We start from the raw sequence: 13927 nt of genomic DNA, 5'->3' as shown, positions 1-13927 counted from the left end.
ATGCACCGCCTCGATGCCCACTGAGCCAGACGCCACCGGACCGCAGCCCGAACTGGCGCGGCCTCAGGACAAATTTCCTGAGCAGATCGAACTGATGGATCTGCTCAGCCATATCTATTTGCGCCATGGTTTGCCAGACAAGGCAGCAGTGCTTCTGGCCGCACGGGATGCGCTTCAGCCTGACCATCCGCAAACGTTGTTGGCTTTAGCGCTGGCTCAGGTCCGTTCCGACAAGCCGGAGCGTGCCCTGGAGACCCTGGAGCGCCTTGCAATGCTGGGGGCGGTGGATGCTGCGTTTCATCTGGTGCGGGCGCAGGCATTTCAAGTGCTGGGCCGACGCGCCGAAGCCGCTGGCGCCATGCGCGCCCATGTGGCCTTGCGTGCCCCTCAAGCCGGAGCCTCCTCGGCAACCCGTACCGCCGCGGCGGCAGATCAACCCCCAATCAACTGAGTGCGATGGCCAGCGGCGAGACCTCCACGACCTCCCACGTTCCTTTTGCCCGCTTGCAGCGGGTGGTGCAATTGGCCACTAGCCGAAACGACCTGATCCTGGCGTTTTTCCTGGTGGCGGTGATCTTCATGATGATCCTCCCGCTGCCCACGTGGCTGGTGGACATGCTGATCGGCACCAACATGACCATCTCGGCCATCCTGCTGATGGTGGCCATGTACCTGCCTTCACCGCTGGCGTTTTCCTCATTCCCCTCGGTGCTGCTGATCACCACGCTGTTCCGCCTGGGCATTTCGATTGCCACCACGCGGTTGATCCTGCTGCAGGGCGATGCAGGGCACATCATTACCACCTTCGGTAATTTCGTGGTTGGCGGCAATCTGGTAGTGGGCCTGGTGGTGTTTCTGATCCTCACCATCGTGCAGTTCGTGGTCATTACCAAGGGCGCCGAAAGGGTGGCCGAGGTGGCGGCGCGTTTCTCGCTGGACGCCATGCCGGGCAAGCAGATGTCCATCGACGGCGACATGCGCGCTGGCACCATCGACATGGAAGAGGCCAAGCGCCGCCGCGGACTCGTTGAAAAGGAAAGCCAGCTCTACGGCGCCATGGATGGCGCCATGAAGTTCGTCAAGGGCGACGCGATCGCGGGCCTGATCATTGTCGCGGTGAATCTGCTGGGTGGCATCATCATCGGCACCATGCAACGCGGCATGACGGCGGCCGACGCCACAAAGACTTATTCGGTGCTCACCATCGGTGACGGCCTGATCGCTCAGATTCCGGCGCTCTTCATCGCCATCTGCGCGGGCATGATCGTGACCAGGGTGCAGACGGGCGATGAGCCTTCCAACGTGGGCCGGGATATCGGTGCGCAGGTGCTGAGCCAACCGCGTGCGCTGTTGATCGCCGCGGCGGTGGCGTTGGGCCTGGGGCTGATTCCCGGTATGCCTTTTCCGGTGTTCGCCATTCTGGCGGCCGTGATCGGTACTATCGGCTTCGTGCTGGTGCGCGGAACACGCCGCGTGGTCAACGAGAAGACAGGCGAAATCACGGAGGTCCCGGCCATGCAGCCCGCCGGCGAGAAGCTGCGCAAGCCCAAGACCGATGGCAGCGAGGAGTTCGCGCCCACGGTGCCGCTGCTGATGGATGTGGCCACCGGCCTGCAGAACAGTTTTGATGCCCAGACGCTGAACGACGAATTGCTCAAGATCCGCCGTGCGCTGTATTTTGATCTGGGCGTGCCGTTCCCTGGCATTCAACTGCGGTTCAATGAGGCGCTGCCGGAGGAAAGCTACAACATCCTGCTGTCAGAGGTGCCGGTATCGCAGGGCCGGCTGCGGCCCGGGTGGCTGCTGGTGCGCGAGAGTGCGCAAAACCTTGATGCGTTGCAGATCGCCTATGAGACCGATCGCAAGTTCCTGCCACACATCCCTACGCTGTGGGCCCCGGAGGCATTGCGCGAGACGCTGGCGAGTTCGGGCATTTCCTTCATGGACGCCAGCCAGGTACTCACCTATCACCTGGCATTCGTGCTCAAGAAGTACTCGGCCGATTTCATCGGTATCCAGGAAACACGCTTCCTGCTCAGCGCGATGGAAGCGCGCTTTCCGGATCTGGTCAAGGAGTCGACCCGCGTACTGCCGATCCAGAAAATCGCCGAGATCCTGCAGCGCCTGGTGTCGGAAGATATTTCCGTGCGCAATCTGCGCGCCATTCTCGAGTCGCTGATCGAATGGGGGCAAAAGGAAAAGGATTCCGTGCTTCTGACCGAATACGTGCGCTCCACACTCAAGCGTCAGATCAGCTACAAGCATTCCAGCGGGCAGAACGTGCTGCCAGCCTATTTGCTGGCGCCCAGCATAGAAGACCAGGTGCGCGGTGCGATCCGTCAGACCTCGGCTGGCAGCTACCTCTCGCTTGATCCTGCGGTATCCAAACGGCTTGTGGAAAGCATCAAGAAAACGGTGGGTGATGTGGGGGCGAGCGTTCAACGCCCCGTGCTGCTCACCTCCATGGACATCCGCCGCTACATGCGCAAGATGATCGAGCAGGAGCTGTATGAACTGCCGGTGCTCAGCTACCAGGAGCTGACGCAAGAGATCAACATCCAGCCGCTGGCGAGGATCGATCTGTGAACCTGGGCCAGGGGGTTACGCCATGATGCGCGATGTACTGGCACTCGAGCTGCGCGTGCTGAGCGGCCGCCATGCAGGTGCTTGCGCAGTGGCTCGGAACGGTTTGCTGGTGGGTGTGAGCGACGAGGCCGATGTCATTCTGACCGACCTGGATCCCGGCGCTGGGCTTGCGCGCTTGCACTTGGTTGACGAGGAGCGCTGGCTGTTGGCGAGTGCCGATGCCGAACCCGATGCCAAGGCGCTGGCCCAGGCGCCGCGCATGGGCGTGCCCGCTTACTGGGGCCAACTGGCTCTGTGCGTGAGTGCGCCGCATACGGATTGGCCGCCCATACCTCAAGCGGTTCCCGCGCTTTCCGCGGAGCCGGAGATCGTGAGCGAACAAGAGAAGCCCGGCATCGTCGAGACCGTTCACGCGCCTGAAACTTCTTCGGTACCAGCGAAGCGCAGCCGGTACCGGGCCGTCTGGCCGTGGATTACCGTCTTGCTGGTACTGGCGTTGCTGGGCGCCGTGGTGTGGGAGCGTTTGCAGCGTGGGACTCAAGGTGCGGCAGGGCCGGTGGTATCGGTGGTGGCTGATCTGACGGCCGAGGCGCAGCGGCAGGTGCCGGATCTGGCTCTGGCCATCGCGCAGGTCGATCCCGCGTTGCGCCTGCAATTGACGCCACAGCGGGATGGGCGGGTGCAGGTCAGCGGCTGGGTGGATGCAGTGGCCCAGTTCGATCGACTGGCAGATGTGCTGGGCATGCGCCGCCCGGCGCCGCTCATGCGCGTGTTCGTGGCCAGCGATGTGCGCACTGAATTGCGTGCTCAACTGGCCGGCAGTTACCCGCAGCTTGATTTCTCGCCCGGCGGTCCCGGTGTTTTGCGTGTACGCGGCATCGTGCTGTCCGAAGCCGGCGAAGCGGAGGTTCTGGCTGCGGTTCGGCCGCTTCTGCCCGCTGGCATGAAGCTCGCCAGCGAGCTTCGTCTGGCAGAGAAACTGGCCCCTGACGTGCAAGCTGCGCTGGCCGCGGCGGGTTTCGGCAACGTACGAGCTCACTGGGACGGCACCCTGATCGTGGCGGCGCTCTCGCTGTCTGATCAGAGCCGCGGCCGTCTGGAAAATACCCTCATCGCATTGGCCGAACGATTTCCGGGATTGCCCTTGCGCGTCGTGCCGGAACTGCTTGCGCCAACGAGCCAGGCCGCGCACGCCAAGCCTCCCTTTCCTATTCGGGGGGTGGTGGGAGGTGATGTGCCTTATCTGGTGTTGCCCGGTGGAGGCAAGCTGCTGCCAGGTGGGACGCATGCCGGTTGGCGCTTGCAGTCGATCGAGCCGGATGTCCTGGTATTTGATGCCCCCCGGCGCCTGGTGGTGGCCAGGTGAATATCCGTCTGAAAAAATTGAACACACTCTCGAACCCTGATCAGGAAACGACCAAGATGTCTTCTTCAACCGATACTTCTTCCCCCCGGCCGCTGTCCGCGCCCGGTAAGGCCGTGGAGCCTGGGGGTCTGGGGCCGATCAGCGAACTCGAGAAGGCCCTGGCAGGCCCCAAGGAAGAGGCACAGGCCGCAATCGAGGCCGCGGATGCCCGCTTGGCATCTCTGGCACAGCGCACGAAGCAAGCCATCGCCGCCGGTAGCGATCCTGCCGGGTTTGCTCGGTTGCGCGCGGTGGCAAAAGCATGTGAAACCGCCAGGGAAATTCTTGGCAAGGCCGCGTCTTCCGGTGGCCATGGTGCGAGAATGCGGTGAAGGCAACGCTGAATCAGTTCTCTTTTTTGATGGTCTTGTTTGTGGAGGTATCTCATGGCAAGTGGTGGCTTCAGTCCTGGCACATCCGGCGGCATCAATTTCGCGTATATCGCGCAGAAAATGGGTCCCGTCTTGGGAAACACCGAAACCGCTTTGCGCACGAGGCTGGACAACCTGGGCGACAACCCGACTCAGACCGATTTGCTTGATATGCAAGTAGGCCTTCAAAAATGGACAATGCTGATTCAGCTCCAAAGCACCATCAATAAGGAGCTTGGAGACGCCTTGAAAGGCATCATCCAAAAGGCCGCCTGACAGGGCGGGCTTGATTGGGCCGGTGGCCTGATTTTCAAGCGCATTTTCAAACCCCTCATCTTTCTGTGCTGTGAGTTCATTCGGTGCGGTGCTGAGCGCCCTCGGCGAACAGTTGGGCATTGCCGGCCTTGCGCTTGACGCGCAAGGCTGCTGCCGTTTGGTGTTCGATGGCCAGCGGATGCTTGAACTGCGCGCATCGGGGGCGCAAAGGCGCTTGGTGATGAGCATGCGCGTCGCCTGCGACGGAACGTCTGGTACGGGCGGCATGGAGCGGGTGCTGCTGCAAGCCAATCTGTGGGGCGCCGGCACGGGAGGCGGCTGGTTTGCGCTCGACGAGAAAGGGCAGGCCTGTCTTCAGCAGGAAGTCATGCTGGGCGACGACAGTGCCGCGCAACTGCTGGCCAAGATGGAAGGCATGCTCAACGGCATCGATCTTTGGGAGCGGCGCTTGGAGGGAGAGGTGTCAGGGCTCCTGACTGCCGATGCCATGGCCATGGCGCGCGCCTCCCAAAGAGTGTGAACAGGCTCTTAAATCCATCCTTGTGTTTTCGCGAACACCACGGCTTCTGTTCGTGTGTGTACGGCCAGCTTGCGGTAGATGCTGCGCGTATGGCATTCGACCGTATGTGCCGAGAGGTTCAAGGCCTGTGCGATTTCACGATTGGTTTGTCCGCTGGCGACAGCCCGGAGTATTTCCGTCTGGCGGCGGCTCAGCAGCGTTTCTGTTTTTGCGGGTGCCGCCGCGGAGCCTGCGGTGGCTGGGGCCATCGGGGCCGCAGTCCCGGTGCCGGACGACATCAAGGACAGAATCCGCCTGGCGATTACCGGATCGATCGGGGCACCACCGCGCTCGACACTCGCGAGGCTGCGCTCGATCTCCAGGTCGTCGACATTCTTGAGCAGGTAACCTCGCGCGCCTGCGCGGATGGCCCCCACGATGGTGTCGGGCTGTCCCCAGGCCGAAAGCACCAGGCCCACCGCCTTGGGCTGCGCAAGCGCCAATTGCTGAAGCAATTCGATGCCCGAGCCGTCAGGCAACTGCATGTCCACCAGAACCAGATCGAATCGCGTGCTCTGGATGTAGGTGCGCGCTTGCGCCACCGTGGACGCGTGGCGCATCAGCACACCGGGGTACATACGATCCAACAGCGCAGTCATGCGCATGGCCGCTGCGGGCTCATCTTCGATCAGCAGCACGGCAGACGGTTTTCCCGACTCAGGATCAAGCAGTGCGTCGTCCTGGTCTCTCTCAAATTCACTCATGGTGCCTGCAGCCATCCGTCACGCGCCCACGCGGGCGATGGCCTCTTCGCGCGATGCAACCACATCCAGGATGTTGAGAAAACCGCTGATGTCGAACACTTCGCGCACCTGCGGCTGCATTCCGAACAAGACCAGGCGGCCACCCTCTGGTTTCAGGCGCTTGGCCGCGACCAGCACGACGCGCAAGCCTGCACTGGAGATGTAGTCCAGGTGGCTGAAATCGAGAATCAGTTTCCGGTCGCCCTGCGCGATCAAGCCCAGGATGTCGTTTTCGGCGCTCGCCGAGTTGCCGCTGTTGAGCTGGCCTGTGAAGCTGATGAGACGGGCATGGGCAAGGGCTTCATGGGCAATCATGGCGTGATGATACCGTTGCAGAGTGATACGTCCTGACGCCTTCGCACCGAGAGTCCTTGAGATCGAACCGCGGATCGATCAGATTGGCGTCGCGCTGGCTTGGCTGCGGGCATTCGCGGCCGAGGCACGATGGCACGAGCGCGCTGCTTTCGGTTTGATTCTCAGTGTGGACGAGGCTTTGACCAATATCGTCACCCATGCCTTCGGGGACTCGGAGGGCGGCCGGGAGACCCTCATCCGCCTGGCTTGCTTTGATGGGCCGCAGGGCATTGCGCTGCGCATAGAAGATACAGGGCCTGCATTCGACCCTACGCTGGCTGTACCCGGGCCTCAGGCCGAATCCGTTGAAACCGCGGAAATGGGCGGCCATGGCCTGCGTTTGATGCGCCACTATCTGAAATCAGTCCACTACACCCGCGAAGGCGGGCGAAACGTCTTGACGCTCGTGGCAGGGGAGCCTTAGAACGTGAACACGTTCTTAGAACCGATTGCTTGAACGCGCTCCTGGTTCAGCCCAGCGAGCGAAGCGCCTCTTTCAGCCAGCGCTCGGCCTCGTGGTAAGTGACGGGAGATGCGCCGTTCGATGTGGCTTGCTGGAAGTGCTGATCGAGCAGGTGGTCGAGATGTTGAAGGTCGGCTTGGGAAAGCTTGCCTGCGGCGTGGCCCTCTTCGGCGCATACACGCTTGAATTCCGGGCCGCCCTGGACAGCGGAGAACTGCAGGCGCGTAAAGAAATCAACCCCCGCAAGTGCCTGCTGGCCTGTTTTCGCCATGTCGATCGCTTGCGTGACGGCGCGTGACGACAAGGGCTGGCCGGGCCGGGGCTGCAAGTCGAGTTCTCGCGCTACGGCGCGGCTGATGCCCGCCGAAAACGATTGTTCCAGAGCCTGCGTAAAAGCGGATGTGGTGTCGATCCGTGCGTTCTCGGGGCTTACCCATGCCACTTGCCGCCCGCTACCTGGCAGGATGCCCGTGCCCTTGACCTGCCATCGCTCGCCGTCGAGCGTGAGCGAGATGGCGTCATGCTGTTCCGCCGCCTTGCGAAACTCGTCCAAAGACGGCGCTACGCGTGGGCCGGACGCTGAGGAGGGGTTTTCAATGCTCAAGACGGTCTCTTGTTTTTTTGTGAATGAAGGAGTGCGGCTAATTGCCTCGGTAAGTAACCGTACGGTGCCAAACGTTCCGCTTTTTCCAAAAAACAGCTCTTCGAAGCGGGCACTACAAAATACTTTCGTCCTACCGGATTTCAGGGATGTTTTTCTTGTTTCTCATTAGTACGATGAGTGCAAATGTGTAATCTTTCGCACTTTCCGGTTACTTCTGGCGGCGACTTCGCTGGGGCTGGCATTGGCGGCAGGCATGCGGTGGATATGTCGTTTGAACCCCCTCCTGATGCGGACGATGCCAGCGAGGAGGCTGGCGCCGACATCCTGTTTCGTGACCTCGTCAGAGAGCACTGGACCAGGCTGCATCGTTTCATCATCAAGAACATCGGCCATCAAAGCGACGCGGAAGACCTGACACAGCAGGCCTTCACCGAGGCTGTGCGGTCTTTCGAGAGTTTTCGCGGCCAATCCGAACTCTCGACCTGGTTGTACGGCATTGCGATGAACCTGGTGCGCAACTACCTTTCGCGCGCGTCCCATCGGAGATTCGATTTTACGGACGATTCCGAGCTGCAGTACAGCGCCAGCGAACAGCCCAATCCGCAAGAGCAGGCCGAGCATACCGAGCAGATCGGAGCGCTGGCGGCCGCGCTGGAGGAGTTGCCCCCGAGAATGCGGGAAGTGCTGCTCATGGTTGCCGTGGATGAGCTGTCCTACGAGGAAGCCGCTGTCCTGCTGACAGTGCCGGTCGGTACAGTGCGCAGCCGCCTCTCCCGTGCGCGCGCTGCGCTGCGCGCCAAGCTGGAAGGCAGGGGTGTCGAGCTGGATTTCCTGAAGCAATAAAGAAGTGCCTTCCAATCCGCTTTCCCTGCGTCTTTTGACGCCCAGGGATATTTCTGCGCTGATGCGGCTGCGGGATGAGGTGCTCGCCAACCTGGCGGATCCTGACCTCTACGTGCGTGAATCCGCCGAGCCGGAATTCGTGCGAATGCATGTCGAGACGTCCCAGGGACGGGGCGAAACCCTGGGGCTTTTCGACGAGGGCCGCCTTGTCGCCTACGGCATGCTCGGTTTGCCTCAGCGCGGCGACCCGGGCAATTTGGGACGGTTTTTTGTGAACGAGGCGCTGACTTTCCTTGGCGCGAAAGAGGCGGGCGCCCCCGGTTTGAGTCTGGGGGAGGTTGATACCCGGGTGGCCCATCTGGCGAGCTGCATGGTGAGCACGTCCTATCGCGGCCAGCATTTGCAGCGTTTGCTGCTCAAGGCGCGCATGGCCTTGGCCCGGAGCAGAGGGCGGAATTTTTGTGTGGCCGTGGTGTCGCCACACAACCACGCCAGCCGGCACAACCTCATGCATGAAGGTTTTCGTCTCGGCTGGGTGGGGGAGGTGGACGGCTTGCGGCGGCAGCTGCTGGCTGCCGATCTGTCTACGCACCCTGCTGGATGCTCGTTTTCTTGAGGTTTTCCTTCTCTCCCTCCTGCTTTGGCGCGAGAGGGAGAGCGGAGGCCGGTCAGGGGATCGAGTGCAGACCCACCCCTGAGTGGGCGGCTGCGGGCCGAGGCTTGTTGCGGCGGGTTTTCGCCGGAACGGGTGCCTTGGCGGACGCCGCATTCGCTGCATCGACGCGTTGGCGGATATGCGCCAGCGCTTCTTCCACCTGATCGATCAGGATCAGGCACAGATCACCTTTTTCAAGGCTTTGCAGCGCGCTATCGATAGCGAGGAATTCGCCATGCACTTCTTCCACGCGGGTGGTACGCTGGGCACCTTTCAAGCCGTCGCGCAGCAGAGCCAGCACTTCGCCATCGGCACGGCCCCGCTGGCAGGCATCCTGGTAAAGGATCACGTCATCGAAGGCCGCGCCCAGGATGCGGGTCTGACCGCGAATGTCTTCGTCGCGCCGGTCTCCGGCGCCGCTGATCACCACCGAGCGGCGGCGGGCAGACATGTTTTCCACACCGGCCACCAGGGCTGCGATGGCATCGGGGTTGTGGCCGTAGTCGGCAATCAGGGTGGCGCCACGGTAATCGAACACGTTGAAACGGCCGGGGACGCCGTGGAGGTCGCTCACGAAGCTTGCGAGCCCTCGCTGGATGGCTTCCCAGGGGACATTCACAGCCCAGGCAGCGGCCACGGAGGCCATCGCGTTTTCCACCTGGAAGCCGATCTGCCCTTTGCGGGTGAGTGGCACGCGTGCCAGCGGCAGGCGCTTCTCGAAGCGGCCTTCCACGCACACCATATCGCCGCCCTCCACGAACACGACGCGCCGGCCCTTGGCGCGGTGTGTGTCGATCACGGGGTGCGCACCATCCTGAGCGAAGAAAGTCACGGAGCCGGGGCAGTGCACAGCCATGGCGGCCACGGCTGGATCAGCGGCGTTGAGCACGGCCATGCCGCTGCTGGAAACGTTCTTTACGATCACGCGCTTGAGGACAGCCAAGTCTTCGAGCGTGGTGATGTAGTTCAAGCCCAGGTGGTCACCTGCGCCCAGGTTAGTCACGATGGCCACTTGGCATTCATCGAAAGCCAAGCCTTCGCGCAGCAGACCGCCGCGTGCAGTCTCGAGGACGGCGGCATCCACGTCGGGGTGCATCAGCACGTTGCGGGCGCTGCGCGGGCCGGAGCAATCGCCGGAGTCAATCTGCCGGCCATTCACGTAAACACCGTCCGTGTTCGTCATGCCAACCCGCAGGCCCTGCGATTTCAACAGGTGCGCGGTGAGGCGCACGGTAGTGGTCTTGCCGTTGGTGCCGGTCACGGCGATCACGGGGATCCGGCCGTTGTCGCCGTTCGGGTACATCTGCGCGATCACGGCCTCGCCCACGTCACGGCCTTTGCCGAAGGAAGGGCTGATGTGCATACGCAGGCCGGGGGCCGCATTGACTTCGACAATACCGCCGTTTTGCGTCTCGAGCGGCTTGATGACGGTTTCGCACACCACGTCGACACCACAGATGTCGAGGCCGGTCATTTGCGCGGCTTCGATGGCGCGCGCTGCCACTTCAGGGTGCACGCTGTCTGTGACGTCAGTGGCAGTGCCGCCGGTGGACAGGTTGGCGTTGTTGCGCAGGACCACGCGCTGGCCCTTGGCCGGCACCGAATCGGGGGTGAGGTTCTGCTCGGCCAAGCGGGCTTCGGCAATGGTGTCGAAGCGGATCTTGGTGAGCGAGGAGGCATGGCCTTCGCCGCGGCGAGGGTCCCGGTTCACTTCGTCCACCAGTTGGCGCACTGTCTGAATGCCATCTCCGATCACCAGGGGCGGGTCGCGGCGGGCAGCCGCCACCAGTTTGTTACCCACCACGAGCAAGCGGAAATCATGCCCTGGCAAAAAGCGTTCGACCATGACGCCGCCGAATCTGGCGGCGGCTTCGTAGGCAATCGCGAAATGCGCGCGATCAAAAATGCCCACTGTGACGCCCTTGCCCTGGTTGCCGTCCTGAGGTTTCACGACCACTGGCAGGCCAAGTTCCTCGGCGGCGGCCCATCCATCTTCCACGCTGGAAACAGGACGGCCCAGAGGCACCGGTACGCCGGCGGCATGCAGCAGCTTCTTGGTCAGGTCCTTGTCCTGCGCGATCGATTCAGCGATGGCGCTGGTGCGATCCACCTCGGCCGCCTGGATGCGGCGCTGCTTGCTGCCCCAGCCAAACTGCACCAGGCTGCCGCTGGTGAGGCGGCGGAAAGGAATGCCGCGTGCCACGGCTGCGTCCACGATGGACCCAGTGGAAGGCCCCAGGCGCTCATCTTCGTCCAGTTCGCGCAGCTCCGCCAGTGCACCGGCTACGTCGAACTGGCCTTCTGTCAAGGCAGCCTGGCACAGGGCCTGTGCTTTCTCGAAAGCCAGCCGGCCCACAGCCTCTTCGGTGTATTGCACCACCACCTGGAACACACCAGGTTCCTCGGTGGCCGTCGTGCGGCTGAAGGTAACAGGGCATCCGGCATTGGCTTGCAGCGCCAGGGCGGTCAACTCGACGGCATGGGCCATCGAGATCGGCACGCTGGGCTTGTTGGCGTGCAGGGCGCCGACAGACGGAAAAAGCTCCCGCAGACGCCTTTCAAAGGCGGGTGTGGGGCGCAGGTCGCGCTCGGCCTCGTCGCAGGTAACGACGGCCTCGATAGCCGTATGACGGCTCCACAGGTTGGGGCCGCGCAACGCACGTATACGAGTGACTTGCATGAGACTACTTTCTTCTGCTGAAAAAAAGGATGAACGGGTCAGTGCGCGAAGAGGTTTACTGCGCAGCAGCCTGAAGAACGGGGGCCTGGGGGGCCCGCACGGGCTCACCGAAACGTTGCAGGCCGCCGCGAATGAGTTCGGGCGATACACCGAGCGCCCAGGCGCCAGCCACCGCCGCCAGTACGGGCGCACGCGCGTCGCCGGCCTGGGCGCTCATCAGGCGCGAGAAGGCAGGCGCCGAAAGGTTCGCCAGCGGTATTTCGCGCTCGCCAGTGGCGAGAACCAGGGCAGATTCACGTGCAAATACCACGCGGCCCTTGCCTGCACGATGCTTGGCCACGCCAGGGTTGTGTTCGTTCAGGCTGTAGAGGATGACTTCGCCATCGCAGTAGTCGGCCAGATCAAGGACTTCGGCGTCATCGGCATTGAGCACCGCGGCGCCGCTGGGCAGCACCACGTCGATCTGGGTGCGCACGACGTTGCGCATCTGCTCGGCATCGCGCACGTAGAACTCTTCCAGGCCGTGGGTGGAGGGCATGGCTGTGACCACGCCTACCTCGCAGCGGTCATAAGGCAGGCCCTCGGCCAGGATATGGCGGGCGGAGGTTTCCAGCACCACAGCCTGTACTGTACGGTTGATCAGCATGCGCTCGCCGCTTTCCCAGCCCAGCGCGCTGCCTTTGGATAGTTGGCGCTGCCCCAGGTAAAGCCCGTCCTGGCAGGCCAGGGCTGTGACGCGGCCGTCCAGCTGCAGCAGCCAGGCCACCAGATGGGCCGTAAGGACGTCTCCCGGTTGGCCGACGATGCCGACGACCGGGATGCGCCCAGCCTCGGAGGCCGGGAAAAGATGCTTCACGATGGCTTCGCCCACTGGCTGCGCACGGCCGACAGCGGGTTTCAGGTGCATCAGCAGGCCCGGGCCAGCGTTGACTTCGACGATGGCGCCCCCCTGGGGTGCCAGCGGCTGCCCGATGTCTTCCACCACCAGGTCGATGCCAGCGATATCGAGGCCCACCACGCGCGCCGCCAGGGAGACCTGATGCGCTACATCGGGGTGCACGCGGTCCGTGACGTCGTTGGCCATGTTGCCCGTGCGCTCGACCACGGCGGTGCGGCCGATCGGCAGAATGCTTTCGGCTGTCAGGCCCTGGCGGGCGAGCTCGAGCTGGGTGACCGGGTTTTCATAGACCCGTACGGTATCGAGCGGCAGGTGCTCTTCGGGGCCGCGCCGCGGATCGGAATTGACTTGCAGCTCGATCAGCTCCGCCATGGTGGAGCGGCCGTCGCCGCTGACCCGGGTGATTTCGCCACGTGTGGCCGCGACCACCTTGCCGCCCACCACCAGCAGGCGGTGTTCCTGACCGGGAATGAAGCGCTCGACCATGACCTCGGAGCCTTCTCTTTCCGCGGCGACAAAGGCGTCCTCGACTTCCTGCTGCGTATTGAGGTTCAGAGAAACCCCGCGGGCATGGTTGCCGTCCGTCGGCTTGACCACCACCGGCACGCCGATGCGTTCGGCGGCTTCCCAAGCCTCCGCCGCGTTGCTCACCGTGCGGCCCTCGGGTACCGGTACGCCACAGGACGCCAGCAGTTCCTTGGTCAGGTCCTTGTCACGCGAGATACCCTCGGCGATGGCACTGGTGCGGTCGGTTTCGGCGGTCCAGATGCGGCGTTGCGCGGAGCCGTAGCCCAATTGCACCAGATTGCCTTCGTTCAGGCGGATGTGGGGGATACCACGCTCGCCGGCCGCTTCGACCATGCTGGCCGTGCTGGGGCCCAGGCAACGCTGGTCCACCATTTCCGTCAGGCGGGCGACAGTGGCGGCCACGTCGTAGGGACGGTCGTTGATGGCGGCCATCACCAGATCTCGGGCTGATTCGAGAGCCGTCTTGCCAATGAGTTCGTCCCGGGTGCGGATGACTACCTTGTAGACACCATATTCGTCCGTCATGCGGGCTTTGCCGAAGCCGGTTTTCATGCCGGCCTGGGTTTGCAGCTCCAACGCCACATGCTCCAGGATGTGGCCAGGCCAGGTGCCGTCGCGCAGGCGCATCAGGAAACCTCCCCGGCGGCCGACGCTGCAGCGGTGCTCGATCAGCCCGGGTAGCCAGGCCGTCAGGCGTTCGTAGAAGCCCGGCAGGGTGTTGGAGGGCTGCTCTTCCAGGATCCCGATGTCCACGATGGCCTCGATCACCGGGCGGTAGGTCCAGATATTGGGTCCGCGCAGAAAGGCCATGCGGCGGATCACCATATCGGGAAACACTGTGGGCGGCAGGGGCGCACCAACAGCAATGCCGTCGGCCGTGATACGGTTGGCCGGCGGATAAAATCCGCTACCCCCGCGCTACCGGTCGAGAAGGCCTGTTCATCGTGCTTGGTTCGCCTCAT

The 13927-nt window shown here is 63.1% G+C and carries 14 protein-coding genes; 9 read left to right on the top strand and 5 right to left on the bottom strand.

Going from position 1 to position 13927, the window contains the following annotated elements; translation table 11 throughout:
* Positions 1-13: 13 nt before the first annotated feature.
* From WJU18_RS21275 to WJU18_RS21250, 6 genes are all read left to right on the top strand, one after another.
* Positions 14-451: a tetratricopeptide repeat protein gene (locus tag WJU18_RS21275; protein ID WP_423455455.1), complete on the top strand. Its 438-nt coding sequence runs from the start codon at positions 14-16 to the stop codon at positions 449-451.
* Positions 452-456: 5 nt separating this feature from the next.
* A complete protein-coding gene (sctV, locus tag WJU18_RS21270) occupies positions 457-2586 on the top strand; it encodes a type III secretion system export apparatus subunit SctV (protein ID WP_423455453.1) in 2130 nt (709 codons plus the stop codon).
* Positions 2587-2608: 22 nt separating this feature from the next.
* Positions 2609-3952 carry a type III secretion system inner membrane ring subunit SctD gene (gene sctD, locus WJU18_RS21265; RefSeq protein ID WP_423455452.1) on the top strand — a complete coding sequence of 448 codons (1344 nt, stop codon included), beginning with the start codon at positions 2609-2611 and terminating at the stop codon, positions 3950-3952.
* A 56-nt stretch (positions 3953-4008) separates the two neighbouring features.
* The gene (locus WJU18_RS21260) at positions 4009-4323 is read left to right on the top strand and encodes a hypothetical protein (protein WP_423455451.1); all 315 of its coding nucleotides are present in this window, start codon (positions 4009-4011) and stop codon (positions 4321-4323) included.
* A gap of 54 nt (positions 4324-4377) precedes the next feature.
* Positions 4378-4638: an EscF/YscF/HrpA family type III secretion system needle major subunit gene (locus WJU18_RS21255; RefSeq protein WP_423455450.1), complete on the top strand. Its 261-nt coding sequence runs from the start codon at positions 4378-4380 to the stop codon at positions 4636-4638.
* A gap of 70 nt (positions 4639-4708) precedes the next feature.
* The gene (locus WJU18_RS21250) at positions 4709-5158 is read left to right on the top strand and encodes a type III secretion system chaperone (protein WP_423455449.1); all 450 of its coding nucleotides are present in this window, start codon (positions 4709-4711) and stop codon (positions 5156-5158) included.
* Positions 5159-5166: 8 nt separating this feature from the next.
* On the opposite strand, the gene WJU18_RS21245 is transcribed toward WJU18_RS21250, so the two are convergent.
* Complete coding sequence (locus WJU18_RS21245) at positions 5167-5901, bottom strand: response regulator transcription factor (RefSeq protein ID WP_423455447.1); 735 nt, start codon at positions 5899-5901, stop codon at positions 5167-5169.
* 18 nt (positions 5902-5919) lie between these two features.
* Positions 5920-6255: an STAS domain-containing protein gene (locus tag WJU18_RS21240; RefSeq protein ID WP_423455446.1), complete on the bottom strand. Its 336-nt coding sequence runs from the start codon at positions 6253-6255 to the stop codon at positions 5920-5922.
* Between the two features lie 22 nt (positions 6256-6277).
* On the opposite strand from WJU18_RS21240, the gene WJU18_RS21235 reads away from it, so the two are divergent.
* The gene (locus WJU18_RS21235) at positions 6278-6718 is read left to right on the top strand and encodes an ATP-binding protein (protein ID WP_423455445.1); all 441 of its coding nucleotides are present in this window, start codon (positions 6278-6280) and stop codon (positions 6716-6718) included.
* Between the two features lie 46 nt (positions 6719-6764).
* On the opposite strand, the gene WJU18_RS21230 is transcribed toward WJU18_RS21235, so the two are convergent.
* Complete coding sequence (locus WJU18_RS21230; RefSeq protein ID WP_423455444.1) at positions 6765-7361, bottom strand: hypothetical protein; 597 nt, start codon at positions 7359-7361, stop codon at positions 6765-6767.
* 264 nt (positions 7362-7625) lie between these two features.
* Between WJU18_RS21230 and WJU18_RS21225 the strand changes: the two genes are divergently transcribed.
* On the top strand, positions 7626-8204 hold the full coding sequence (locus WJU18_RS21225) for an RNA polymerase sigma factor (protein WP_423455443.1): 579 nt from the start codon (positions 7626-7628) through the stop codon (positions 8202-8204).
* Between the two features lie 4 nt (positions 8205-8208).
* Positions 8209-8820, top strand: coding sequence for a GNAT family N-acetyltransferase (locus WJU18_RS21220; RefSeq protein WP_423455441.1), 612 nt, complete (start codon positions 8209-8211; stop codon positions 8818-8820).
* 52 nt (positions 8821-8872) lie between these two features.
* Here the strand turns inward: WJU18_RS21220 and cphA (WJU18_RS21215) are convergent, their stop codons facing one another.
* Both cphA (WJU18_RS21215) and cphA (WJU18_RS21210) read right to left on the bottom strand, forming a co-directional pair.
* On the bottom strand, positions 8873-11539 hold the full coding sequence (gene cphA, locus WJU18_RS21215) for a cyanophycin synthetase (protein WP_423455440.1): 2667 nt from the start codon (positions 11537-11539) through the stop codon (positions 8873-8875).
* Between the two features lie 55 nt (positions 11540-11594).
* Positions 11595-13790 (bottom strand): cyanophycin synthetase, encoded by a 2196-nt coding sequence (cphA, locus tag WJU18_RS21210; protein ID WP_423455439.1) that lies wholly within the window; start codon positions 13788-13790, stop codon positions 11595-11597.
* Positions 13791-13927: the final 137 nt, after the last annotated feature.

The organism is Ottowia sp. VDI28 (assembly GCF_049532675.1).
In the GTDB taxonomy this organism is placed as follows: Bacteria; Pseudomonadota; Gammaproteobacteria; order Burkholderiales; family Burkholderiaceae_C; genus Ottowia.
This window is presented reverse-complemented; position numbering and strand designations above follow the sequence as displayed.